This window comes from Vibrio sp. JZG120, from assembly GCF_053890955.1.
In genome coordinates, this window is record NZ_JBSRRK010000007.1 from 26,561 (window position 1) to 51,265 (window position 24,705).

General features: G+C 44.8%; 22 protein-coding genes. 16 read left to right on the forward strand and 6 right to left on the reverse strand.

Translation table 11 applies throughout. From position 1 onward, the window contains the following. Nucleotides 1-41 precede the first annotated feature (41 nt). Both ACWPOD_RS15625 and ACWPOD_RS15630 read left to right on the forward strand, forming a co-directional pair. The gene (locus ACWPOD_RS15625) at nt 42-731 is read left to right on the forward strand and encodes an SDR family oxidoreductase (protein ID WP_046874517.1); all 690 of its coding nucleotides are present in this window, start codon (nt 42-44) and stop codon (nt 729-731) included. Nucleotides 732-915: 184 nt separating this feature from the next. After that, nucleotides 916-1,122, forward strand: a complete 207-nt coding sequence (locus ACWPOD_RS15630) for a hypothetical protein (protein WP_114323304.1) — start codon at nt 916-918, stop codon at nt 1,120-1,122. 44 nt (nt 1,123-1,166) lie between these two features. On the opposite strand, the gene ACWPOD_RS15635 is transcribed toward ACWPOD_RS15630, so the two are convergent. Next, nucleotides 1,167-3,134 (reverse strand): DNA topoisomerase III, encoded by a 1,968-nt coding sequence (locus ACWPOD_RS15635; RefSeq protein WP_456232044.1) that lies wholly within the window; start codon nt 3,132-3,134, stop codon nt 1,167-1,169. Nucleotides 3,135-3,237: 103 nt separating this feature from the next. Beyond that, nucleotides 3,238-3,786, reverse strand: coding sequence for an NAD(P)H nitroreductase (locus tag ACWPOD_RS15640; protein ID WP_005396515.1), 549 nt, complete (start codon nt 3,784-3,786; stop codon nt 3,238-3,240). A gap of 173 nt (nt 3,787-3,959) precedes the next feature. Between ACWPOD_RS15640 and ACWPOD_RS15645 the strand changes: the two genes are divergently transcribed. Beyond that, nucleotides 3,960-5,276 carry an MFS transporter gene (locus ACWPOD_RS15645; protein WP_167426357.1) on the forward strand — a complete coding sequence of 439 codons (1,317 nt, stop codon included), beginning with the start codon at nt 3,960-3,962 and terminating at the stop codon, nt 5,274-5,276. Nucleotides 5,277-5,335: 59 nt separating this feature from the next. Here ACWPOD_RS15645 and ACWPOD_RS15650 read toward each other — a convergent pair whose 3' ends face one another. After that, on the reverse strand, nt 5,336-7,348 hold the full coding sequence (locus ACWPOD_RS15650; RefSeq protein ID WP_237308159.1) for an NADPH-dependent 2,4-dienoyl-CoA reductase: 2,013 nt from the start codon (nt 7,346-7,348) through the stop codon (nt 5,336-5,338). 224 nt (nt 7,349-7,572) lie between these two features. Here ACWPOD_RS15650 and sppA point away from each other — a divergent pair, with 224 nt between their 5' ends. Both sppA and ansA read left to right on the forward strand, forming a co-directional pair. Beyond that, on the forward strand, nt 7,573-9,423 hold the full coding sequence (sppA, locus tag ACWPOD_RS15655) for a signal peptide peptidase SppA (RefSeq protein WP_012841560.1): 1,851 nt from the start codon (nt 7,573-7,575) through the stop codon (nt 9,421-9,423). A 164-nt stretch (nt 9,424-9,587) separates the two neighbouring features. Then, nucleotides 9,588-10,601, forward strand: a complete 1,014-nt coding sequence (ansA, locus tag ACWPOD_RS15660; protein WP_046874512.1) for an asparaginase — start codon at nt 9,588-9,590, stop codon at nt 10,599-10,601. A 105-nt stretch (nt 10,602-10,706) separates the two neighbouring features. Here ansA and ACWPOD_RS15665 read toward each other — a convergent pair whose 3' ends face one another. After that, a complete protein-coding gene (locus ACWPOD_RS15665; RefSeq protein ID WP_005380700.1) occupies nt 10,707-10,991 on the reverse strand; it encodes a YeaC family protein in 285 nt (94 codons plus the stop codon). Between the two features lie 101 nt (nt 10,992-11,092). Here ACWPOD_RS15665 and ACWPOD_RS15670 point away from each other — a divergent pair, with 101 nt between their 5' ends. Beyond that, nucleotides 11,093-11,914 (forward strand): DUF2989 domain-containing protein, encoded by an 822-nt coding sequence (locus ACWPOD_RS15670; RefSeq protein ID WP_456232045.1) that lies wholly within the window; start codon nt 11,093-11,095, stop codon nt 11,912-11,914. 115 nt (nt 11,915-12,029) lie between these two features. Here ACWPOD_RS15670 and msrB read toward each other — a convergent pair whose 3' ends face one another. Then, nucleotides 12,030-12,440, reverse strand: coding sequence for a peptide-methionine (R)-S-oxide reductase MsrB (gene msrB, locus ACWPOD_RS15675; protein WP_456232046.1), 411 nt, complete (start codon nt 12,438-12,440; stop codon nt 12,030-12,032). Between the two features lie 337 nt (nt 12,441-12,777). On the opposite strand from msrB, the gene gap reads away from it, so the two are divergent. From gap to ACWPOD_RS15725, 10 genes are all read left to right on the forward strand, one after another. Beyond that, nucleotides 12,778-13,773 carry a type I glyceraldehyde-3-phosphate dehydrogenase gene (gene gap, locus ACWPOD_RS15680; RefSeq protein WP_456232047.1) on the forward strand — a complete coding sequence of 332 codons (996 nt, stop codon included), beginning with the start codon at nt 12,778-12,780 and terminating at the stop codon, nt 13,771-13,773. Between the two features lie 158 nt (nt 13,774-13,931). Continuing rightward, a complete protein-coding gene (locus tag ACWPOD_RS15685; protein WP_046874511.1) occupies nt 13,932-14,816 on the forward strand; it encodes a D-hexose-6-phosphate mutarotase in 885 nt (294 codons plus the stop codon). A gap of 199 nt (nt 14,817-15,015) precedes the next feature. Then, complete coding sequence (locus tag ACWPOD_RS15690) at nt 15,016-17,052, forward strand: methyl-accepting chemotaxis protein (RefSeq protein ID WP_182019786.1); 2,037 nt, start codon at nt 15,016-15,018, stop codon at nt 17,050-17,052. Between the two features lie 96 nt (nt 17,053-17,148). Further along, on the forward strand, nt 17,149-17,976 hold the full coding sequence (gene rlmA / locus ACWPOD_RS15695; protein WP_104974934.1) for a 23S rRNA (guanine(745)-N(1))-methyltransferase: 828 nt from the start codon (nt 17,149-17,151) through the stop codon (nt 17,974-17,976). A gap of 97 nt (nt 17,977-18,073) precedes the next feature. After that, nucleotides 18,074-19,021 carry a ChaN family lipoprotein gene (locus tag ACWPOD_RS15700; RefSeq protein ID WP_456232048.1) on the forward strand — a complete coding sequence of 316 codons (948 nt, stop codon included), beginning with the start codon at nt 18,074-18,076 and terminating at the stop codon, nt 19,019-19,021. A gap of 251 nt (nt 19,022-19,272) precedes the next feature. Beyond that, nucleotides 19,273-19,632, forward strand: coding sequence for a hypothetical protein (locus ACWPOD_RS15705; protein ID WP_047010122.1), 360 nt, complete (start codon nt 19,273-19,275; stop codon nt 19,630-19,632). Nucleotides 19,633-20,029: 397 nt separating this feature from the next. Then, complete coding sequence (locus ACWPOD_RS15710) at nt 20,030-21,607, forward strand: alkaline phosphatase (RefSeq protein WP_167426352.1); 1,578 nt, start codon at nt 20,030-20,032, stop codon at nt 21,605-21,607. Nucleotides 21,608-21,743: 136 nt separating this feature from the next. Next, nucleotides 21,744-22,043: a ribbon-helix-helix domain-containing protein gene (locus ACWPOD_RS15715; protein WP_031780613.1), complete on the forward strand. Its 300-nt coding sequence runs from the start codon at nt 21,744-21,746 to the stop codon at nt 22,041-22,043. 151 nt (nt 22,044-22,194) lie between these two features. Beyond that, nucleotides 22,195-22,590, forward strand: coding sequence for a VOC family protein (locus ACWPOD_RS15720; protein WP_456232049.1), 396 nt, complete (start codon nt 22,195-22,197; stop codon nt 22,588-22,590). A 17-nt stretch (nt 22,591-22,607) separates the two neighbouring features. After that, nucleotides 22,608-22,892, forward strand: coding sequence for a putative quinol monooxygenase (locus ACWPOD_RS15725; protein WP_065645039.1), 285 nt, complete (start codon nt 22,608-22,610; stop codon nt 22,890-22,892). A gap of 69 nt (nt 22,893-22,961) precedes the next feature. On the opposite strand, the gene ACWPOD_RS15730 is transcribed toward ACWPOD_RS15725, so the two are convergent. Then, nucleotides 22,962-24,560 (reverse strand): mechanosensitive ion channel domain-containing protein, encoded by a 1,599-nt coding sequence (locus tag ACWPOD_RS15730; RefSeq protein WP_456232058.1) that lies wholly within the window; start codon nt 24,558-24,560, stop codon nt 22,962-22,964. Nucleotides 24,561-24,705: the final 145 nt, after the last annotated feature.

Sequence of the window (24,705 nt, forward strand, 5' to 3'; positions counted from 1 at the left end):
ACAATGACTTCCAACTGAAATCAAAAAATATAGGTGTTTGTATGAGTCAAACCGTCTTTATTACCGGAGCAAATCGCGGCATTGGCCTTAGCTTAACTGAGCTGTACCTGAAGCAAGGCCACCAAGTACATGCTACCAGTCGTTCCTTGGAGAACAGTTCAGAACTACAAACTCTAGCCTCACAATTCAGCAATCTGGTTTTGCACGAACTGGATGTCACTCACTACGAACAAGTCGCTAAGCTTGCCGATAAACTCCCTGCCATCGACTTACTCATCAATAATGCAGGATATTACGGCCCCAAGGGATATGGCTTTGGAAACACTGACGTAGAAGAATGGCGTAAAGTCTTCGAAGTAAACACCATTGCACCGTTAAAACTGGTTGAGCACTGTTACCCTCGCTTACAACAAGGCAAGATGAAAAAGATTGCTTGTATCTCATCAAAAGTGGGGAGCATGACCGAAAATACGTCCGGTGGCGGTTATATTTATCGTTCATCGAAAGCGGCGCTAAACTCGGTTGTTAAAAGCTTGAGCAATGATTTAACACCTGAAGGATTTACCGTTTTAGCGCTTCATCCTGGTTGGGTAAAAACGGCAATGGGCGGACCAAATGCATTGATAGATACGCAAACCTCCGCACAGGGCCTAGCGAACGTGATAGAGCTGAGTACACCGCAACTTTCAGGTCGATTTATTAACTACGATGGTACTGAGCTACCTTGGTAGCGGCGTTAAGAAACAACCATCAATAAAATCAAATAACATCTAAGCTAGGCTTCATAATCATGACTTGGTTGGCAAACATAATGTTCACCGGTGATCCACCAGCATAATTCGCGCAATCTAACTTGAATTTATCTATATCCAATCCAGACTTATGAAAAAGTAGAACAATTAAGGAGAAGGCACGATGGCAGCAGATAGGGATTTGGTTAATTTTAGCGAAGAGCACGAGCTAAACTACTGCTTGAGAAGTGCTGGTAAACGCCAAACTCAAGCGAATCGAGATACATTAGTTGACTTGGGCAAGCAGGTGAAAGAGGTACTGGACAAACGCGTGTTAACTCAAGGAGAAGTAAGAGGCGCGATCCAAAACCACGGTGACCTGTTCGAGTAATCTATTTTCAAGCATGCGCGGTGTTTAATTACGCCGCGCTTGTCCTATGCCCGCTTACCTTTGGTTGCACGAGATTTAGCCGCGCCACCACTCTTTGAATAACTACGCTTTTTACGTTTAAACGCTGGACGTTCCACCTTGGGTAGATGACGTAATGAATCAGGGATCGGCCCTGCTTTTACTTGTGCCATCAAACCATCAATGCGTTGCTCTAGTGCTTGCATAAACGGCTGATATGCCTGATTTCTCTCTGCCATACCTTGTAACTGGTGCTCCCAATGAGCCGTCATATCTGGGTACGTTGAATCCTGTGGCAAGGCATGAATGAGACCTCTTCCCGCAGGAGAGCTGAGAATTGATTTACCTTGACGCGTGAGCAGTTGGCGTTTGAACAGCGTGTCCAAAATACCAGCGCGAGTCGCTTCCGTACCTAGCCCATCAGTATCACGAAGGATTTTTTTCAGTTCTTTATCCGCAACGTAACGGGCGATCCCGGTCATCGCTTGCAACAGCGATGCTTCGGTAAAGTGCTTTGGTGGCTCGGTTTTTCGGTCTTTTATTTCCCCTTCACGACAAGTTAACACGGTGCCTTCGGGTAACGGTGGAACGGCATCAATACCTTCATCTTCCTTGTCAGTTTTGCCCATTAGCGCTTTCCAACCCGGCGAAACTAACTGACGACCTTTCGCGATAAACGTACCACCAGCGATATCGAAAACCAATTTCGCTTCTGCGTAAACCGCCGCCGGATAAAACTGCATGAGATACTGGCGCGCAATCAATTGATACACTTTCATCTCATTACCCGAAAGCGCATTCACATTAGCTTGTTTTGGTGTAGGGATAATCGCATGGTGCGCATCCACTTTTTTATCATTCCAAGCTTTGGACTTTAATGTTAAGTCTGCTCCCTGAACGGCACCTTGCAGCTCTTTTGCGTTATTCGCAATAGCAGTTGTCACTGTCCCTGCTTGCGAGTAGTGTTCCATCGGTAAATAGCGACAATCTGAACGCGGGTAAGTGATCAGCTTGTGCTTTTCATACAATGCCTGACAAGTATCTAGTACTTGTTGCGCACTCATACCATAGCGCTTCGCTGCATCGATCTGTAAAGCAGATAATGAATAAGGTAATGGTGCTGATTGCTTGGTTTGCTTTTGTTCCGACTCCGTCACTTTAGCGGGTTGATTTGCAATACGGTTTGCAACGTTTTCCACTAACTTACGGTTTAACACTCGCCCTTCTTCATCCTGCCAAGGCTTGCATGCCTCACTTGGCTTCCAACGAGCACGAATATCAAAAGTACCATTGGCATCTTGATATGGGATCAGAGCATGTAGGGTAAAATAGTCTTTCGGGACAAAGTTTTCGATTTCTTCATCACGACGCACCACTAAGCCAAGAACTGGCGTTTGCACTCGCCCTACCGAGAGAACACCTTGATACCCTGCTTTTTGACCAAGCAAGGTATAAGCACGAGACATGTTCATACCATACAGCCAATCAGCCCGAGAGCGGGCCAATGCAGAAACTGAAAGTGGGATAAACTCGCGATTACTGCGCATAGAACTGAGTGCGCGTTTAACCGCAGGTAAGTTCAAGTCGGAAATCAGCAAACGCTGTGTGGATTCCTTCTTGGTTTTAGATAACTTGCAATAGTCGAGAACTTCATCAACTAACAGCTGACCCTCTCGGTCTGGGTCTCCTGCATGAATGACTTCGTTAGCTTCTTTGAGCAATTTACGAATCACTTTTAATTGCTTACTTGCGCTTTTCCTCGGTCTGAGCTGCCATTGCTGCGGAACAATTGGTAAATCTGCCATATTCCACTTTTTATAACGCTCATCGTAAGCGTCAGGTTCGACTTGTTCGAGCAAATGGCCGATACACCAAGTAACGATATCCCCGTTCCCACAGCGGATAAATCCTTGATCTTTCTTTTGAGGGTTTGGCAGTGCAGCGGCAATCGCACGGCCTAAGCTTGGTTTTTCAGCAATAAACAGACGAGACATAACGTTTTGGAAATAAATATAATTAGGGCCACATTAACGAATGTAGCCCTAATAAATCAAGAAAAACTGTATAAATAAACAGTCAATTTACCTAGATGCTCAGTTATAGAAACTCAACAAACTGAGAAAGGTCACGCTCAGGAACTTTCATCGGTGTGCAACCAGGCGTACCTAGGTACAAGAAACCAACAATCTCATCGTCGCCTTCTAAACCAAACGCTTGATGAACTTCTGGATGGAACATCCACTTACCTGAGCGCCAAAATCCTTGAAAGCCTTGCGCTACCGCTGCCATCTGCATGGATTGTACGGCACATCCCGCAGATAAGTGTTGCTCTAGTGCAGGCACTTTCTCATGTTCCGTTACTTTAGCAATCACCGTGATCACCATTGGCGCACGAAATGGCGCATTTTTCACCTTTTCGACCACCGCTTCATCACTATTTTCAGCTTCTGCGGCTTTTACCAAGATATCTGACAGTTTTTTCAAACCATCGCCCTGTGCGATAACGAAACGCCAAGGGGTTAATCCCGCATGGTCAGGCGCACGAAGGCCTGCACGAATGATGTTCTCAAGCGCTTTACCTTCTGGTGCAGGCGCAGATAACTTCGCGATAGATCGGCGATTGAGCAAAAGATCGAGAGCGTCCATGAAAGAATCCTTATCGAATATCGTTGTTATTTTGTTTACGCCACTTTAGCACAATCTGTTCCTACGAATAACAACCGGTTTTCTGTGGGCTTGATAACGTGCTTCACTTAACATCAAACTGGATTTAATGTTAATTTATTCGCGAAATGAATAAGTTGAACATAGGCAGGTTGATGAACAAGGATAAACAAAACAGCATTTACGAAAAGATCGTTAATGACGAAGATGCCCGTGCCTGTAAGGCGATTCCTGAATCAGCTTGTCATCAAGTTCCCGGCAACTTTCTTAAAATCATTCTTGCTCAGTTTTTAACGAAAGTCGGCGATGCGTTAATCAACCCCAAAGTCACGTTGCCGTGGATACTACAAAGTCTCGGGGCACCGGTTTACTTAATTGGTTGGCTCGTTCCTATTCGTGAATCAGGTTCCCTTATCCCACAACTTAGCATCGCGCACTACATCCGACGCATTCCAGTAAGAAAATGGGTCTGGGTAATTGGCAGCATCTTGCAGGCTCTTTCCATATTTGCAATCGGAGTGGTCGCATTAACTCTGACAGGAGCTGCTGCGGGTTATGGTGTAATTGCATGTCTTGTGATCTTCAGCCTCTCACGCGGTTTAAATTCCGTCGCATCAAAAGATGTATTGGGCAAAACCATCCCTAAAAACCAACGAGGTCAAGTCAACGGCTGGTCTTCAAGCGCTGCTGGCCTTGTTACACTACTTTTCGCTAGCCTTCTGGCACTAGCCTGGTTATGGGATGTAGAGCCGACAGAGCGCTTTTACAGTCTGAGTTTAGGGTTAGCGGGCGCCATATGGCTTATTGCGGCATTAGTTTATGCACGAATTAATGAGTATGCCGGTGAGGTAGACGGTGGTCGAAATGGCGTCCTTGAGGCATTTAAACAACTCGCGTTACTTAAAACCGACGTGACCTTTCGTCGATTCGTTATCACGCGGACACTATTTTTATGTTCTGCGCTGAGTGCACCGTACTACGTTGTGCTGGCACAGCAATCTCTCGGTGGACAGCTCTGGGTTCTAGCTCTCTTTATGTTTGCAAGTGGCTTGGCCTCCTTTGTGTCAGGTCCTTTCTGGGGAAGAATGTCCGATCGCTCTAGCCGCAGTGTTATGGTCATCGGCGCAACGATGAGCGCGCTACTTGGCGTTGTTTTATTTGTTTACGATACGTGGGTCACCGCTAGCCAAAGCTTCCTATTCGTGATTCCTCTGCTCTACTTTTGTGTGTGCATTGCCCACGACGGAATACGAGTCGGACGAAAAACCTACTTAGTTGATATCGCAGAAGGTGACAAACGGACAAGCTATGTAGCCGTGAGTAACACGGTGGTTGGGATAATGCTGCTTCTAATGAGTTCTCTTGGTGTCATGTCGAACTTTTTGAGCCTTTCAGCTGTGGTGTTAGTGTTCTCTTTTATTACTCTTTCTGGCGTGGTAATGGCCAAACAACTGCCAGAAATCAGTGACTAGTTCTATACAAAAAAGCTGCGCTCAAAGCGCAGCTTTCATAGTAAACACACCTTGAAAGACTAGAGTTTTACCGCCAATTTAACGCCTTGACGAATCGCACGCACAGCATCAAGTTCACCCGCATGGTCAGCTCCGCCAATGATATGAATCTTCTCTCCAAGTTCAGACCATTTATCTTCAAATGGACGAACAGACTCTTGCCCCGCACAAATGACGACTTTGTCCGCGTTCAATAATTGTTCTTTTCCATCTACATGAATGTGCAAACCTTGATCATCAATTTTATCGTAAGACACGCCACCGACTAAATGTACGCCCCGTTTTTCAAGGGTACGTTTATGGATCCAACCTGTTGTTTTACCCGGACCTTTACCTACACGACCTTTACGACGCTGAAGCACCCAGACTTCTTTATCGCTGACCGCATCAGGGTAAGGGTATAAACCACCCGGTTGGGACATCTCTTTGTCGATTCCCCATTCATGCAACCAGTCATCCAACGTTTGTCCAACTGGCTCTGTGAGCATGGTCGCGACATCTACGCCAATACCACCAGCACCAACGATAGCCACTTTCTCACCGACTGGCGTTTTGTCTCGAATGAGTGTTTGATAGTCGACGACTTTTTCTGGGTTCTCAATTCCATCAATATTGACTTTACGTGGCTCGACACCCGATGCCATCACTATCTCATCGTATTCTGTGAGTAAGTCATAGTTCGCTTCCGTCGATAAGTGCAGATTCACGCCTGTTTCATCAATACGGTTAGCGAAATATCGTATCGTCTCTCGAAACTCCTCCTTACCAGGGATCTGCATCGCAAGACGGAACTGACCGCCGATGCGGTCGTTCTTTTCGAACAAATCAACCTTATGGCCACGTTCAGCCAGTGTAGTCGCACAAGCCAAGCCCGCAGGACCAGCTCCGACAACGGCAATGTTTTTCTTCTTAAAGGCTGGTTCAACAACAATTTCGGTTTCATAGCACGCAAGTGGGTTCACTAAGCAACTGGCGCGCTTACCTTTAAACACGTTATCTAGACACGCCTGATTACAACCAATACACGTATTGATAAACTGCGCTTTTTCCTGTTCGGCTTTAGCAACAAAGTAAGGATCGGCCAAGAATGGGCGCGCCATCGAAACCATGTCAGCATGACCTGAAGATAGAATACGTTCTGCTTCGTCTGGCGTATTTATTCGGTTACAAGTGATGATAGGAACCGAAACGTGAGGCTTAACTTTTTCCGTAACCCACGTAAACGCACCGCGTGGTACTTGAGTCGCAATGGTAGGAATTCGAGCCTCGTGCCAACCGATACCCGTATTGATAATCGTGACGCCAGCCTCTTCAAGCGCTTTCGCCAATTCGATAACGTCTTCAAATGTGCTGCCCTGCTCGACAAGATCCAGCATAGAGAGACGGAAAATGATGATGAACTTGTCACCCACCGCCTTACGAACCGCTTTGACAATTTCTAGCGGAAAACGCATACGTTTTTTGTAACTGCCACCCCATTCGTCGTAACGCATGTTCGTGCGCTTACATAAGAATTGGTTTATCAGGTAACCTTCCGAGCCCATTAACTCGACGCCATCATAACCAGCAAGCTGGGCTAACTCAGCGCTGTTCGCAAAGGCATCAATGGTTTTCTTAATCTGGCGGTCGCTCATTTCACTCGGAGCAAACTTTGCAATTGGCGCTTTAATGCCAGACGCACTTTGCGAGAATGGATGCATGGCATAACGCCCAGCATGGAGAATTTGTAGGGCAATTTTGCCACCGTGCTTGTGCACCGCTTCTGTCACAACTTTGTGGGCCTTGGCATGCTTTGGCTTGCTGAACTCAGCACTCAACGGGTGCAAACGACCGCGTAAGTTAGGAGAAAAACCTCCGGTTACAATCAGTCCAACACCGCCTTTCACGCGTTCTTCATAGAAAGCGGCGAGCTTCTGTAATCCTTCTTTGTGCTCTTCTAAGCCCGTGTGCATTGATCCCATCAGGACTCGGTTTCGTAATTGTGTAAAACCGAGATCCAGTGGCTTTAATAGGTTTGGGTACATGGCAGACATCACTTAACATCCATTGTTATTATCATGGTCTGACCAGATTAAGCCCGCTCAACCAAAAAATCAAACAAGCGTTTACATTTTTGTAACACCGATCAATCTCGCGTGAAAATATGCCAATTGTTGAGTGGTCGTGATAAGCTAAAAAAATGTTATCTTTTGAGATCTTAGAGATAAGAACCCATACTTTGTTAGACTCGGCGTAACTATCTCGTTATGGAGACAAGATGAAAAAACTCTTCAAATTTATTGGTTTGATATTTAAAGGGATATGGAAGAGCATCACCTTTATCAGACTCGCACTGGCAAACCTGATCTTCTTGCTGATGATTGCCGTTTTCTACTTTGCTTTTACTTATACCGGAGACGGTCAACCCGTCGTCGAAAAAGAGTCGGCATTGGTGATGAACCTTTCAGGTCCGATTGTCGAACAAAGACGCTATGTAAATCCAATGGACTCTTTTGCTGGTTCCCTTTTGGGCAATGAGTTACCGAAAGAAAACGTTCTTTTCGATATCGTTGATACTATTCGCTACGCGAAAGACGATCCTAAAGTGTCTGGATTAGTGCTAGCACTGCGAGACATGCCAGAAACAAATCTCACGAAATTACGTTACATCGCGAAAGCGTTGAACGAATTTAAAGCGTCAGGTAAACCCGTTTACGCCGTAGGTGATTTCTACAACCAAAGCCAATATTACTTGGCAAGTTACGCTGATAAAGTTTACCTGGCACCTGATGGTGGTGTATTGATTAAAGGTTATAGTGCCTATTCAATGTACTACAAAACGTTACTTGAAAAGCTTGACGTTTCTACTCATGTTTTTCGCGTAGGTACTTATAAATCCGCTATCGAACCGTTTATTCGTGATGACATGTCCGATGCGGCGAAAGAGTCTGCAACACGCTGGGTTACTCAATTGTGGAGTGCTTTTGTTGATGACGTAACGACAAACCGAAATATTGATGCGAAAGTGCTTAACCCAACCATGGATGAGCTGATTGACGAAATGAAGTCAGTGGACGGTGATCTTGCTCAGCTAGCGGTTAAACTGGGCTTGGTTGATGAACTCGCGACACGCCAAGACATTCGCACTCTATTTGCAAAGCAGTTTGGTAGTGACGGCAAAGACAGCTACAACGCGATTGGTTACTACGACTACCTCGCCACGATTCGCCCTGATTACACACTACCTCAGCACGATATCGCCGTTGTTCTAGCAAGTGGCGCGATTATGGATGGTCAACAACCTCGTGGTACTGTCGGTGGTGATACCGTCGCAAGCTTGTTGCGTCAAGCACGCAATGATGAAAAGGTGAAAGCGGTCGTGTTGCGAGTAGATAGCCCTGGGGGTAGTGCCTTTGCCTCTGAGGTGATTCGCAACGAAGTAGAAGCACTAAAACAAGCAGGCAAGCCAGTTGTTGTATCCATGTCGAGTTTGGCTGCCTCTGGTGGTTATTGGATTTCAATGAGCGCAGACAAGATCGTTGCTCAGCCAACAACCCTGACGGGTTCCATTGGTATCTTTAGCGTCATCACCACGTTTGAAAAAGGCTTTAGTAAGTTAGGCATTAATACTGATGGCGTTGGCACATCGCCGTTCTCTGGTGACGGTATTACCACTGGCCTTTCTGACGGCGCGTCTCAAGTATTCCAATTAGGTATCGAGCACGGTTATAAGCGCTTTATTTCTTTGGTTGGCGAGAATCGAGATATGTCTCTAGAGGAAGTTGACAACGTCGCTCAAGGTCGAGTTTGGACTGGTCAAGATGCACTATCCTTTGGTCTTGTCGACCAGATGGGTGACTTTGATGATGCTGTAGAGCTAGCGGCGAAACTTGCGAACGTGACCGATTACGGCATTTACTGGGTAGAAGAACCTCTTTCTCCTACTGAACTATTTTTACAAGAGTTCATGAAACAGGTGAAAGTCTCTCTAGGTATCGATGCAACCAGCTTGCTACCAAAAAGTCTTCAACCCGTAGCTCAACAGTTCGAACAAGACGCAAGCTTGCTACAAAGCTTTAACGATCCTAAAGGTCAATACGCATTTTGTTTGAACTGCCAAGTGCAGTAGCTTTTTCATTAATATTACAAAGGGTATCTCTACTTGAGGTGCCCTTTTTATTACGCTCAACATCTCCTCAGATGACTTTCTGATGCTGTGCGCATAGCCTCGCATCTCAAGGTTATTTAGGTATATAATCCCCGCCTCTGTTCCCCTACATGAAAGAAAAAACGATGACTAGAAAACACATCTACATCGCTTACACCGGTGGCACCATCGGAATGCAAAAATCGGATCACGGCTATGTGCCTGTTGCTGGCTTTATGGAAAAGCAACTAGCAAGCATGCCAGAGTTTCACCGTCCTGAAATGCCGGATTACACTATCCACGAATACGATCCTCTGATTGACTCATCAGATATGACGCCTGCCGACTGGCAGCAGATTGCGGATGATATTCGTGACAACTATGACAAATACGATGGTTTCGTCATCCTACATGGTACTGACACCATGGCATACACAGCATCTGCATTGTCTTTCATGCTTGAAAACCTTGGCAAGCCAGTGATTGTTACGGGTTCACAGATCCCTCTCGCAGAGCTGCGTTCTGACGGTCAAGCAAACCTATTGAATGCTCTGCATATTGCCGCAAACTACCCGATCAACGAAGTTACTTTGTTCTTCAATAATCAGTTGATGCGTGGTAACCGCAGCACAAAATCTCATGCGGACGGTTTTAATGCCTTTACTTCACCAAACCTTCCTCCACTACTGGAAGCCGGGATCAATATTCAAGTAAGCAACAGCGTAACCGTTGGTGCACAACCAGAAGGTGAATTTAAGGTTCACAACATCACACCACAACCAATCGGTGTGATCACCATGTACCCAGGCATTTCACACGAAGTTATCCGAAACACGCTTCGTCAGCCCGTGAATGCGATGATTCTTCTGACTTTTGGTGTGGGCAACGCGCCTCAAAACCCTGAGCTACTGGGCCACCTAAAAGAAGCCTCTGAGCGCGGCGTTATTGTCGTGAACCTAACTCAATGTTTGGCAGGTAAGGTGAATATGGGCGGCTACGCCACGGGTTGTGCACTGGCAGACTCTGGAGTTATCAGCGGCTTTGACATGACGCCAGAAGCGGCACTAGCAAAACTGCATTACCTTCTAAGCCAAAACCTTTCTTACGAAGAAGTGAAAGAGAGAATGCAGCAAGTACTGCGTGGTGAGATGAGCCTGTAAATTCAAGCTTACTACGATCTAAAAAGCCCAATAGAGATTGGGCTTTTTTCTTTTAAAGTCAAAGTAGTAGCGGTAAACGACACCCTGTAAAAATCAAAGGTTCACTTAATCAATGTTTGGATTGACACGAACAATGTCGCTCTCTTCTCCGCTAAATTGTTTTTTAAGTTCTTGCTTCGATTTAAAGCTGATTTCACCGCCGGCTGCAACCGTCATATGCTGCGCATCAGTATTATGTTTTGATTGATACAACATCACAGCTTGCATACACGAATCTCGCTGCTCTTTAGAAAGTGTTGTACCCTCAGGCCATCTTCCCGTTTCTACTGCATAGACTAAGCGATCATAAACTTCTGGAGTCATCGCTTGTAATAGTTGTTCTGCGTCCATAATGTACCTTCTTATTACATTCTATTTACAGAACATAACGGGTTAAGAAACTGAGTCAAGAATACGAAAATGAATTGGTGTAACGGATCACAAGCAAAGCCATGAAAAGAACACACTGGTTACTTCTCGGCCTCACAAGTCTCGCACTAACGGGCTGTTTCGAAGGTAACGTGACAACCGAAGAGTTGTGCCAAAAAACACCAGAGCTGCGCTGCGAACAGCTCAATATGGATGACGGGCAATGTCGAGTTCCCAGAACAAACTTAGTATGGCATCGGTTTGAGCAACTGAAACATCCATCAGAAGCCAGTCAAATTATCGAATACGGTCTGGTCGCTGAATATAGGAAATGCTTAGAACTCGCCTCTCAGATCACACCTATTGATCAAAGTGCTCTCAAGAGACAGCGTTTTAACGCTTTGGTACACAGTATTGATGAGCTAGAACGCATCGTAAACGAGTTAAAAGGCTCAGAAGACCCCGCTACTTTGTATTTTTTGTGGTCTCAAACGGGTGACATCCAAGCTCGTCGCGCATTTTTACAAATGGAAGGCTCACCCAAGTTAAATACTGCTGAGATGCAATATGCATTAGCTACTTTCTATACTAATCGAGATGCCAAGAAAACGTTAATACTGCTGAATAAAGCGTTGTCTTTATCGGATGAAGACAACCTTAATCCGATCATTCTCAAATCAATGGCAAGCATTCATCAAGGGCTTGGAGAAAAAGAGCGCGCATATCTGTGGGCAATGGTTGCAAAAAGATTCGACGTCCCGCTTGCTGATGAAAAGCAGCTCAAGCGTATGTTTAATTTTAGTCATGTAGAGCAATATCAGCAGCTAGATGAATTAGCTAAATCGGTGGCAAAAGCCATAGAGAGAGGGAACTACTCTCCAGCAATGATACCCAAAGAGATATAAACGAAAGAACTCCCGCAATTGGCGGGAGTTTTTCTTTGGGTCAAACTACACTCTGTTTTCTACTTACAACAAATCGTGTTGAAAGGATAAAACACTATCGAGCACAATTTTGTCGTTATTGTTCTGATTTGTTGAAAATTAACGACACTGAATTAACACAAAAACGCTCACCCGTGGTCTGTGGGCCATCTTCAAAAACGTGCCCTAGATGGCTATCACATGTGGCACAACGAATCTCTGTACGTACCATTCCGTGACTCAGATCTTCTAAATAGCGCACCGCTTGATCATTGATGGGCGCATCAAAACTTGGCCAACCACAGCCAGAGTCATACTTGTTATCAGAGACAAAGAGAGGGGTATTGCAACAGGTACAAGCATAAACACCCGTCTCTTTATTATGCAGTAGTTTACCGCTGAAAGGCGGTTCTGTACCTTGCTCTCGGCAGACACGAAACTCTTCTTCAGAAAGTTGCTCACGCCACTGCTCATCTGACTTCGCCACTTTTTTCCCGTTTTGTTCCACGACTTTCTGCTCCTTCTTTACTGTTTTTGGTATTGACTTTTTTAGCAAAAAACTTGCTTCTCTTAACAGTTGTAGCACATACTTTCTCACCAGGACACCATGCGTAATTAATTTGATAAGAGCACTTATCTCACCAGTTATATTACGCCAACTGGACTACAGAAGAATCAGTTAAAAGTTTAAAAAACGAACATTTGCGAAGAATTGTTAAAAAAAGCGTCGCTTTTTTTTGACTTTAAACAAGTTAAGTCCGATTATCACTTGCAGATGTTTACTGGATTCTGTAATTTTACTACCAGTTATCTTTAATCAGAAATTAAGTTGTGGAGCAACTATAATGACTATCAAAGTAGGTATTAACGGTTTTGGCCGTATCGGTCGTTTCGTATTCCGTGCAGCGCAAGAGCGTGCTGACATCGAAGTTGTAGGTATCAACGACCTTATCGACGTAGATTACATGGCATACATGCTTAAGTACGACTCAACTCACGGCCGTTTCAACGGTACTGTTGAAGTTGAAGGCGGTAACCTAATCGTTAACGGTAAAACTGTACGTGTTACTGCAGAGCGCAACCCAGCGGACCTTAAGTGGGACGAAATCGGTGTTGACGTTGTTGCAGAAGCAACTGGTCTTTTCCTAACTGACGAGACTGCACGTAAGCACATCGAAGCTGGCGCGAAGAAAGTTGTTCTAACTGGTCCTTCAAAAGACGCTACTCCAATGTTCGTAATGGGCGTTAACCACGCGACTTACACTGGTCAAGACATCGTTTCTAACGCTTCTTGTACTACTAACTGTCTAGCGCCTATCGCTAAAGTTCTTAACGACAAGTTCGGTATCGAATCTGGTCTTATGACTACAGTTCACGCTACTACAGCAACTCAAAAAACTGTAGACGGTCCTTCTGCTAAAGACTGGCGCGGTGGTCGTGGTGCTTCTCAAAACATCATCCCATCTTCAACTGGTGCTGCTAAAGCTGTAGGCGTTGTTCTTCCAGAACTAAACGGCAAACTAACTGGTATGGCTTTCCGCGTTCCAACAGCTAACGTTTCTGTAGTTGACCTAACAGTTAACCTAAAAGAAGGCGCATCTTACGAAGCTATCTGTGCAGCAATGAAAGAAGCTTCTGAAGGCGAGCTAAAAGGTGTTCTAGGTTACACTGAAGATGCAGTAGTATCTCAAGACTTCATCGGTGAAGTTCAAACTTCTGTATTCGATGCTAAAGCTGGTATCGCTCTAACTGATAACTTCGTTAAAGTTGTATCTTGGTACGACAACGAAATCGGTTACTCAAACAAAGTTCTAGACCTAATCGCTCACATCTCTAAGTAATTAGATAGTTAGCAATTAGCGAATAACTTCGTTAAAGAAAAGGCGGCTCTAGAGTCGCCTTTTTTGTATCTGGAATTTGAGAGAATACCTCGGCGCTGTTGCATTGTATTTGCGACGGATGTCGAAACCCTACTTTCCCCAATGATAGGAAACAGCACATGGATTTAAAAACTCTCCCAGCTCTAACCGTGTTATCTGATAACGTTACTGTCGTTGAAATTGATCAGGTCAAAGTAGTACGTGTTATTCATGAGAAAGCGACAGCAGGCATCTCCTTACATGGTGGTCACGTTGTTTCGTTCACTCCTGCTGGTCATGAAGATTTGATTTGGATGAGCGAGAAGGCGATTTTCGACGGGAAAAAAGCCCTGCGAGGCGGCATTCCCGTTTGCTGGCCATGGTTTGGCCGTATTGCAGCACCGGCTCATGGTTTCGCACGTACTGCTGAATGGGAGCTGGTTGAACATCGCGAGAACGATAACGGCGTGATTGTTGAACTTGCTCTGTTCCCGACAGAAGAAATCCACGATATTTGGCCACATATGTTTGACGTTCGTTTGGTGGTTGAAGTTGGCGATGAGCTAAAAGTGACACTCAAAGTCATGAACATCGATGACGAAGCTTGGACCTTCTCTGGCGCGTTACATACTTACCTAAACGTTGGAGACATTAAGCAAACACAAACGACAGGCATGGGTGCCGAGTACATTGATAGCTTGAAAGCTGATGCGGTATGCCAAGGTGGTGATGTTCTGCAACTCACTGACACCATTGATCGCGTTTACACGCAACCAGAAGCGAAAATTTTGGTAAAAGATCCGGAACTGAATCGTACATTAAGCGTGGAAAACCATGGTCATAACTCCGCGGTACTTTGGAACCCTTGGGCAGAAGGTGCACAAGGTATGGCAGATATGGCTGACGATGGTTACCAAACCATGCTGTGTGTTGAGTCTACTGTTCACGCTCCAAGTATCGAGCAAGGTAAAACGCTCCAGCCAGGTGAGACTCATGAACTTGTCACTGTAATTTCAGTGCAGTAGTTGTAACCAGCTCAAAGGTCGGGAATACCCGGCCTTTTTTGTAATCAAAGCCCCACTTAGATGGTCCTCTCTCAACTAACTTATTGGTTATTAGTCACTTTTGACTATTTCATTAATAAATATCAAAAAATTCGATCATATAAACCGATAGCATGCCGATACAAAACTCATAAATAATAAAAATATCAGGAACTAATCTATGTTAGAGAGATACCGAAATCAAAGTGTCGGATTCCAGTTAAAGCTGGTTATCACTTTGTGTCTATTCATTGCTTTCAGCAGTATTGCTGCGCTTGTTTACCGTAACGCTTCCGATGTTCTATTGGAAAGCACCCTTAAAGAGCACCAATCTAAAGTAGAGTCGATGGCTAAAACCATTGCTGGCCAATTCGATGCTTATCTGCATACCGCTAAAGTGCTCGAGTCCACTTTTCGTAATGGTTACCTTGCCGGTGTTTATGTCGAAAACTATACCGTTGATTTCATGGGTCATGAAATACCAAACATCACTCAATACAGTGAAAGCTTAATTAACGACACAAAGCTGGTCGATAGCTTCACACGTGATACCGGTGCTATCGCGACTTTATTCGCGCCTTTGGGAGATGACTTTATCCGTGTATCTACCTCACTAAAAGATCCTCAAGGTCAACGAGCAGTGGGAACCACACTAGGTCTCGACCACCCAGGTTATCAGCAACTAAAAGCTGGTCAGCCATATTACGCTCAAATAAAGTTGTACGGCGAACGCTACATTACCTATTACTCTCCAATTAAAGATGCAACAGGAAAAGTTGCAGGGTTATCGTTTATTGGTTTACCCGTAGATCAAGCAACACAAACGCTATTCGATGCGCTAGAAGAGATTAAATGGGGCGATACTGGCTATACCATCATTGTCGACAACGACGACAACAATCTTGGTAAGTACCTACTCCATCCGACCAAAAGTGCAACCGACCCTTCAATCACGGAAGTTCGTGACTACGAGGGTAATAAGCCTTTCCATAAAATTTTTGAACAAAAGAGCGGATTAATTCTCTACCCTTACCAATTCGGCTCAACAGTCGGCGAAAAGTACTTAGTGTTTACCGAAGTACCAGGCTGGAACTGGAAACTACTGGGTGGTACGTTCATCAAAGAAGTGACCAAAGGCAGTGATACACTACTCAAACTTATCGCCATCATTTCTTCGGTAGCGGCAATCATTACTTTTGTTGTACTGACACTTTTCTTGAATCGCAGCTTACAACCTCTGACCGTTCTAAACTCCTATATGACTCGCTTGGCGGGCGGCGAGGTCAGCTTGAACGTCCCATCGTCTCGTAAGGCATCAAAAAATGAAATTACGAACCTGAATACGGGTGTCGCCAGTATGGCAAGTCAACTCAATGAACTTGTTGGTAAGATCCGTTCCACAAGCGACTTAGTAGAGAGCAACTCCACCAGCGTTGCCAATGATGCCCATAGCAATTTAACCCAAGCTGACCGCCAACAAGAAGAAGTAGAACAAGTGGTAACAGCAATCGAAGAGATGGCCTCTTCTGCTCAATCGGTTGCCCAACAAGTCGAGAGTATTGCGGAAAACGTACGCTCAGCGAATACCGATAGTCAATCTGGTCTCGCGATTGTTGAAGGCGTATGTATCGATGTTGCTCAACTTAACGATCAATTGGATCAATCAGCAGCGGCTATCGAGCAAGTCAATCGCGATAGTGAGAGTATTCAAACCGTCACGAAGATGATTGATGAGATTGCAGAGCAAACCAACCTACTTGCGTTGAATGCAGCCATTGAAGCCGCACGAGCAGGTGAGCAAGGTCGTGGCTTCGCAGTTGTAGCAGATGAAGTGCGTACACTTGCGCACCGTACACAAAGCTCAGTTCAGGATGTAGTTGAAATTATTGAGAAGCTAAAAGGCTCTACTCATAATGCAGTTAATATGATGACCGACAGCCAACGCAGTGCCAATCAGGTCTTAGACAAAGCACAAGACGCGGGTACAGCATTAGAAGCCATCGCAGTACAAGTCCAGTCGATAGCATCTCAAGCCGACGCCATTGCTGCGACCTCAGAAGAGCAAGCGCAAGTATCCCAAGAAATTGCTGCAAATGCCCATTCTATCAGTGAGCTAAACCGAGAAAGCCGCGACACCAGCGCGAAAACCTCGCAAAGTGCCATTGAACTGCAACAACAAGCGCGGAACTTGAAAGAGCAAGTCGACTTCTTTCACTAATACTTAATAAGAGCCGATTCCATCGGCTCTTTTTGTTTCACTTGAGACCACGCTTTTTGATAGAATTTGCCGCCCTACTTTCTGTTCGAGATCGTCATGAACTATCAATGCCCTTTATGCCATCAAGCTCTAGCATTAAATGAAAAAACGTTTAAGTGCGAAAACAATCATCAGTTTGACTTAGCAAAAGAAGGCTACGTTAACTTGATGCCAGCGCACCACAAACGCTCTAAAGATCCTGGTGACAATAAAGAGATGATGCAAGCTCGTCGTCGATTCCTTGAGGGGAATTACTACAACCCAATGCGCCAAGAGGTTGCGCAGCTGTGTGCGAAATACACAGAGGGAACCGATCATCAATTATTAGATATTGGTTGCGGCGAGGGTTACTACACGGATCAAGTGCAGAAGACGATACAAACGCAAACGGACGATGCGACGATATATGGATTGGACATTTCAAAAGTTGCGATTCGTTATGCGGCGAAGCGCTACACACAGTGTCACTTTAGCGTCGCTTCTAGCCATCGGCTTCCTTTCGCGAATGAATCCTTAGATACTATTTTGCGCATTTATGCCCCTTGCAAGGCAGAAGAGCTTCAGCGCGTTGTAAAAGAGAACGGTGTGGTCATCACGGTGACACCTGCAAGCCGTCACTTATACCAACTACGTGAACGCATTTATCAAGATGTTCGTCTTCACAGTGAAGAGCCAGAACATATTGAAGGATATGAATTAGAGCATCAACAACATCTTAACTATGTTATGAATTTGAAGGACGGGGCCGCATTCGATTTATTGCAAATGACGCCATTCGCATGGAAAGCAACCGATGCACTTCGTGAAGAGTTGAAGTCCGCTACACTCTATCAGTGTGAGGCTGATTTTATGCTGCGCGTATATCGCAAAAAGTCCACTCAGTAATAATAGTGGCAACCAACAAACGCAAATAGTTATCATTTATATTGATTCATTGCTCAGCCTCCATTAATATCATCCGGACATTTTTGGAGGCTTTTCAATGCGCTTTTCTATTTTAAGCTTGCTCTTTGCTGGCTTACTTACTGGTTGTTCTTCTGTTCCATCAATCAACTCTCACCCTACCTCTGCGGAAGTCACTACTTTTTACGACTACCAACTTTACACTCCTTCTGGTGAGCACATCGCTCTAAGCGAACTACCAAAAGAGCTGCGACAAGCAGATGTTATTCTTATTGGCGAATGGCACACACATGCCGGCGTTCATCGCTTTCAAACCGATATGCTCAAACAACTTTCATCTTATGACCGCCCACTCGCGTTATCAATGGAACAATTTACCCGCGACAAACAACCTGTTGTTGACGCTTACCTGCGTGGGGAAATCGGTGAACAGTACTTGATGAAACAAGCCAATGCTTGGCCCAATTATGAGAGCGACTATCGCCCTCTCGTTGAGTTTGCTAAGCAGAAAAATCTCCCGGTGATTGCTGCGAATGCACCAAAGGGCATTGTCCGATGTATTGGTCGTCAGGGGATAGACTACGTTAACAAGCTCGATGATGAGCAGCGAACGTTTATTGCAGAATCCATCAACACGGCCAGTAGTCCATACAAAGAGAAGTTTATGGCATCCATGCATCATGGGAAGCCAGAACAAACCGAGAAACAGTTTGCAGCTCAAGTAACTTGGGATGAAACCATGGCAGAGTCTATCGTTAACTACCTAACCGCCACACCAGGTGCCCAGGTTGTTCATGTTGCAGGCAAGTTTCATATCGAACAAGGACTAGGTACAGCTGCATCCATCTTAAGCCGCAACCCGAGCTTAAGAGTGGTTGTAATTAGCCCAACAGATAATGTGCTTGCTGATAATACTGACTATCAGTTAGAGGTTCTTGCACCACCAGTACGGTATGTACAAGATGCTCACCGCATGGCGGCATATCAACACCTCACTAAGCGCAATAGCGATCTTCAATGTAAGTAGCTGGTCTCCAATTTAAGTTACTACCTTGTCGTTGCGTTGCATCATCACACTGCTCCGAGTTCATAGAGTGACAACGGTCTGCTTCCTGCTGGTCTATTTTTTGCTAATGATCACGAATAGAAACCAGAAGCGGCAAAAGCAGACCTGTTTTTATCCAAATAGCTTCAGAAATAGACTTTGCCGCCGATAGTAATATAACTGCTTTTTACCCGCACTCAGTGACCGAGTGTCGATGTTCCAAGGAGTATTCGATGAATCCAGTAGGAAGCACTTCTGTTAATAGCTATGCCAAACAATCTGTCGCCTCTAAGCAAACAAGTATTGCACAAGAGGAAGGCAACGCTTCGCCGCTAAAAGTCGAACACAATAAGGTGACACTGTCTACGGAGGGCAAAGCACTCCTCGCCGCTCTGCAGCAAATCGAACACGACAGTAAGAGAGTAGAAGCAGAAGATAAATCTGTTGGTGAAAAAGTGGAGTCCTTTACACATGGCGCACTTGGCATGGATCACCCTGACAAAATCGAGGAAGAAGAAGACGGCTCATACTCTGCGGGTCAATACCTTTCTGCGGCCCTCACTGTCGGTGGCATCATATTAGCGTTGGTCTAATAATCGTTACGACAATAAATCCTATTTGAATAAATCACTAACTGCAGCCCATAATTTGATACGTCAAAGAACGATATGTCGTAAACGTAGGTTATATACTCCTCAATTCGACCGCTCTTATGACCTTAGAACGCATACTCGTTTATTGCTCCCTAAACTAGGTTTCTTGTGAAGGCACTGAATGGATAACTTTAGTCCATGCTTTCAACTCCTAAGCGTAATCCAAGCCCACGTTTGTGGGCTTTCTTCTTTCTAAATTCACAAACGTTAAAGGTTGATTCACTTTTTCTACAAACCCAAGCAAAGACGACAATTTAGTTAAACTTTTATTACCGACACAAAATCGTCATAAATCATTGTTTTAATGCCAGCGCTTTCAATAAACAAGGAAAATATAATGAAGCGCTTAGTATCTCCAATCGTTACCGCAGTGGCAGCATCAACCCTCTCTTTTAATGCACTCTCGGCCGAAATCAAAAACGTTATTTTGATGATCGGCGATGGCATGGGGCCTCAACAAGTTGGTCTACTAGAGACCTACGCCAAACACGCACCTAACTCGATTTACAAAGGCGAAACTACCGCTTTGTATAAACTCGCTCAAGAAGGTGTGATTGGATCATCACTGACTAATCCAGAAGACGCGATTGTCGTCGACTCTGCGTGCTCCGCAACGATGCTAGCAACAGGAATACCTACCGCTTCTGAAGTCATTGGCATTGATAGCCAAGGCAACCACGTTGAAACCATTTTGGAAAAAGCCAAAAGCAAAGGTAAGGCTACGGGTCTCGTCTCTGATACACGTATGACTCATGCAACGCCAGCCGCATTTGCCGCTCATCAACCACACCGTTCTCTAGAAAACAGTATTGCGGCGGACATGCTAGAAACTGGCGTTGACGTGATGATGTCTGGCGGACTTCGTCATTGGATTCCAAAGTCGACAAACGACAAGGGAGAGACATACGAGCAACTTGAAAAGCTCACTGAAGGTAATGTCTACCTAAAGTCGAAACGTAAAGATGAGCGCAACTTGCTTACTGAGGCGCAAGACCAAGGTTACAACCTGGCTTTCAGCCGCGATATGCTCACACAAGCTAAAGGTGACAAATTACTTGGACTTTTTGCTTACTCTGGCATGAACGATGGTATTGCCTACAGTCAAAGCAAAAACGATCCAAAACGTACGCAGCCATCACTGGAAGAAATGACCACCAAAGCAATCGACATTCTTTCAAAAGACAAAGACGGCTTTTTCTTAATGGTTGAAGGCGGTCAAATTGACTGGGCTGGCCACAGTAACGATGCGGGTACGATGCTGCATGAAATGATCAAGTTCGACGAAGCGGTAGACTCGGTTTATGAGTGGGCAAAAGGCCGTGATGACACACTGATCATTGTTACCGCTGACCACGAGACCGGTTCTTTCGGCTTTAGTTACTCATCAGCAAACTTGCCTAAACCGCAAAAACGCGACGGCGAAGCATTCAAAAATCAAGATTACGCGCCAAACTTCAACTTTGGTCAGTTCGAAATCCTCGATGGTTTATACAACCAGAAGAAAAGCTACTACGGTATGATCAGCGAATTCCAAGCGCTTGATAAGAAAGCTCAAACACCAGAGAAGTTTGCAGAAATTGTGAATGCAAATAGCGCTTTTTCGATTACGCCTGAGCAAGCAGAACGCGTATTAGCAAGTAAACCAAATCCATACCGACTCGCTGGACACAAATACTTAAGCGAAGAGAACGTTCCTACAATCAATGACTTTGATGCGTTCTTTCCTTACAACGACCGTGGCAACTTGCTAGCGCGTGAGCATGCAACAAAGCAAAACACAGTATGGGGAACGGGTACTCATACGCATACCCCAGTCAACGTATTTGCTTGGGGGCCGGCAGAAACTATCCTTCCGGTATCAAAAATCATGCACCACTCTCAGTTAGGTGAGTACTTAAAGCAACAAATCAAATAATCGGCTTGCACTTACTTCACGACTCGTGATGTTCAAACGCTCTCGTAAGGGAGCGTTTTTTTATGCATGAAAATAGTTGACGTTTTAAACAATAAACCTCAATAATTATAGGTCTTTGATTATATGAATGAAGAAAATGTGCGAAATATTTGCTAAGCAGCCCCAAGACAACTATCAGTTCATCACCCGCTCTATCCGTATTGATGGTCACGCCACAAGTGTAAAACTTGAAGCGAGCTTTTGGACGATTCTTGAGGAAATTGCTAACGCTCAAAACATGACTGTTCCTAAGTTTATTAGTACGGTCTATCAAGAAGCGCTCGAATACAATGGTGAAGTAAACAACTTTGCCTCCCTACTCCGCTGCGCCTGTCTCACTTACGCTCGCCAGCCTAAAGAGACGATTCGTCAAGCACTGACACAACTAAACACTTAATAACAACCAACCTCTGACCAACCTACCAATAACCCTCATAGGCTATGCAACAGAGTTGTAAGCCATTGAGCATGTTCTAATTTGTCGTACTAGAGTACTACCCAGACTCCTTTTGAACTCGCTAACCTATGCGGACTATCAAGGAGTACCCATGACAAAAATGATTCACACCATGATCCGAGTCTGCGATCTGGACCGTTCTCTACAATTTTACCGCGACGTACTTGAGCTAGAAATCAAAGACCAATACATCTTTGATGGTTTTTCTCTGACCTATCTAGCCAACGAAGAAACTGGCTTTGAATTAGAGCTAACACACAATCACGCTCAAACTGAGCCTTACACTCACGGCTCAGGCTACGGTCACCTTGCTGTCAGCGTAGAGGACATCGAACAAACTCACAAACGCATTAAATCTCTCGGTATTGAAGCGGGTGACATCAAAGCTTTTGATCACCAACAAAAGCATTTGGCAACGTTCTTTTTTGTGACTGATCCTGATGGTTACAAAATTGAGTTCTTACAACGCCAAGGGCGTTACCTATAACAAAAAGAGTAAACATCATGATTCACTTGACTGCTACCTTTCACGCACAACCGGGAAAAGAACAAGAACTGAAAGCAGTGCTCACCCGAGCACTTGAACCCACTCGCAATGAAGAAGGTTGTGTTCGTTATCAGTTATTCCAAGATAAAGACAATGCGTGCCACTTCGTTTTTCAAGAGCAATTTAAAGACCAACAAGCGTTCGATCTTCATGGTAAAACAGAACACTTTTCTCTTTTGATTAGCCAAATCGACAACTTGTTAGAATGCGAACCGAAATTGGCGTTCTTTAACGAACTGTAAAAACACCGCTTAATGCAAATAAAAAGGCACTCTTTACTAGAGTGCCTTTTCGTACTGTTGTGGCTGTGATTACGCGTCTTGCTTCTCTACCATGTGCAAATGCACATCTTGTTGTGGGAAAGGAATCGAAATGCCTTCTCGGTCAAAGCGCAGTTTCACTTCTTTTGTCACATCCCAATACACGTCCCAATAATCATCAGTTTTTACCCAAGGACGAACAATAAAGTCTACAGATGATGTGTTTAACGTATGCACTTTGATCATCGGCTCGGGTGTACGAAGTACTGCAGGGTGAGAAGTAATGATATCAGACAGCACTGACTCGGCTTTCAGCAAGTCATCCGCATAGCCAATGCCAAACACCATATCCACACGGCGAATGCGCTCGTGTGTGACGTTCTTAATGACATCTCCCCAAATTTTACTGTTAGGTACAATAATAATTTGGTTATCAAACGTACGGATTGTGGTGTTCACCAAACTCATATGGCTTACCTTACCATCCACGCCACCAGCATACACAAAGTCACCAACATCAAATGGGCGGTAAATAAGCAACATCATACCCGCCGCGAAGTTGGACAAGGTGTCTTGCAAAGCGAAGCCGATAATCACACCAGCAATACCAAAACCGGTTAGGATCGGTGCTAGGTTCAATCCGATCTGAGATAGGCCCACCATGATACCAATCACCCACACGAACTTGCCGGACATTGAGATAAAGAAATCCTGCATCAAGTGTGAGAGTTTTAAGTTTTTCGATGAAACCGCCTTGCTGACCACTTTGCGCGTTAACTTCGCAAGCCCACGAGCTATCAATAAAATCAGCGCAAATACAAACAACTGGAAAATGTGCTGTGGCGCATTTTCGGCAAACCAGTCTAGTGCCGAGTTGGACCAATGGCTCAGTATTGACCACACTACTTTAGTATTCAGTAAATCGTGGGTGATATTTCCTGTCACTTCGAAAATTTGGCGTTTGTATTCGGACGTTTCTAAACCGACTTTATCGCCAATCGAAATTAAATTGCGTAGGCTTTCTGTCGCAATATTCAGTCTTTGCTTAGTAATAAGCTGACTTAACTGCAGTGACGCTTTTTCCGATTCAGGGCTTGACGAAAGTTGAGAGCCGATGATCTCACTTTGCTGACTCAAGTACTCAATTGAGGCAGACAGCAAACGCATGCGTTTATCAACTTTATCCTTTAGTTCCGCTTCTGCGCGCTCATTTTGAGCCCCTAACTCTTTCAGCCAAGCAAGGTTTTGCCAGCTTGAATCGAAGCTGACATCGAGGTAATGCTGTAACTCTCGGTAATCATTAACAAGAGCAAGTTTCTCTTCATCCTTGGCTTTATTTAAATCTTCAACGACTTTCTTTATTTTTTCCGACAGATAGTTTGTGGCGTCCTCAGAGTATTTTTCCTGCTTTTTAACCAAGGAGATCAATTTGTCACGAGGGATAGTTTCACGTTCAATCGCTGATGCTAACTGACTTCTTAACTCTTCATTTTTTTGGAACAGCTGTAGTTGAAGCGCGTCGCGCTCATCACCACTCGCTTGCGAGAGACCTTGGGATAAATCCACAATTTCTCGATTCAAGTTATCAATAGAAGTTTCGGCAGCAGAGGGCTCTGGCGTATCCTGAATATCTTTCGCATTGATGACCATAGGGGCCATCATACCGAGGATGAGCGTGAATAATGCCACCCAAGATGTCAGGCGTATTTTCTGGGGGAAATGAAACGTCATGTTTACCTCTTAGGGAACAGTTCTGATCAAAACGACCAAGAATAGAAGTGTAAAGCCTTGAAAT

Bases quoted from the DNA above. Each gene is read 5' to 3' on its own strand.
- ACWPOD_RS15700 (WP_456232048.1), top strand. From the start codon at position 18,074: ATGCGCTTTTCTATTTTAAGCTTGCTCTTTGCTGGCTTACTTACTGGT.
- ACWPOD_RS15650 (WP_237308159.1), bottom strand. From the start codon at position 7,348: ATGTCTGCCATGTACCCAAACCTATTAAAGCCACTGGATCTCGGTTTT.
- ACWPOD_RS15725 (WP_065645039.1), top strand. From the start codon at position 22,608: ATGATTCACTTGACTGCTACCTTTCACGCACAACCGGGAAAAGAACAA.
- ACWPOD_RS15665 (WP_005380700.1), bottom strand. From the start codon at position 10,991: ATGGACGCAGAACAACTATTACAAGCGATGACTCCAGAAGTTTATGAT.
- ACWPOD_RS15710 (WP_167426352.1), top strand. From the start codon at position 20,030: ATGAAGCGCTTAGTATCTCCAATCGTTACCGCAGTGGCAGCATCAACC.
- ACWPOD_RS15645 (WP_167426357.1), top strand. From the start codon at position 3,960: ATGAACAAGGATAAACAAAACAGCATTTACGAAAAGATCGTTAATGAC.
- ACWPOD_RS15705 (WP_047010122.1), top strand. From the start codon at position 19,273: ATGAATCCAGTAGGAAGCACTTCTGTTAATAGCTATGCCAAACAATCT.
- ACWPOD_RS15635 (WP_456232044.1), bottom strand. From the start codon at position 3,134: ATGTCTCGTCTGTTTATTGCTGAAAAACCAAGCTTAGGCCGTGCGATT.
- ACWPOD_RS15630 (WP_114323304.1), top strand. From the start codon at position 916: ATGGCAGCAGATAGGGATTTGGTTAATTTTAGCGAAGAGCACGAGCTA.
- ACWPOD_RS15690 (WP_182019786.1), top strand. From the start codon at position 15,016: ATGTTAGAGAGATACCGAAATCAAAGTGTCGGATTCCAGTTAAAGCTG.
- ACWPOD_RS15730 (WP_456232058.1), bottom strand. From the start codon at position 24,560: ATGGTCATCAATGCGAAAGATATTCAGGATACGCCAGAGCCCTCTGCT.
- sppA (WP_012841560.1), top strand. From the start codon at position 7,573: ATGAAAAAACTCTTCAAATTTATTGGTTTGATATTTAAAGGGATATGG.
- gap (WP_456232047.1), top strand. From the start codon at position 12,778: ATGACTATCAAAGTAGGTATTAACGGTTTTGGCCGTATCGGTCGTTTC.
- ACWPOD_RS15720 (WP_456232049.1), top strand. From the start codon at position 22,195: ATGACAAAAATGATTCACACCATGATCCGAGTCTGCGATCTGGACCGT.
- ACWPOD_RS15715 (WP_031780613.1), top strand. From the start codon at position 21,744: ATGTGCGAAATATTTGCTAAGCAGCCCCAAGACAACTATCAGTTCATC.
- ACWPOD_RS15640 (WP_005396515.1), bottom strand. From the start codon at position 3,786: ATGGACGCTCTCGATCTTTTGCTCAATCGCCGATCTATCGCGAAGTTA.
- ACWPOD_RS15685 (WP_046874511.1), top strand. From the start codon at position 13,932: ATGGATTTAAAAACTCTCCCAGCTCTAACCGTGTTATCTGATAACGTT.
- ACWPOD_RS15670 (WP_456232045.1), top strand. From the start codon at position 11,093: ATGAAAAGAACACACTGGTTACTTCTCGGCCTCACAAGTCTCGCACTA.
- rlmA (WP_104974934.1), top strand. From the start codon at position 17,149: ATGAACTATCAATGCCCTTTATGCCATCAAGCTCTAGCATTAAATGAA.
- ansA (WP_046874512.1), top strand. From the start codon at position 9,588: ATGACTAGAAAACACATCTACATCGCTTACACCGGTGGCACCATCGGA.
- ACWPOD_RS15625 (WP_046874517.1), top strand. From the start codon at position 42: ATGAGTCAAACCGTCTTTATTACCGGAGCAAATCGCGGCATTGGCCTT.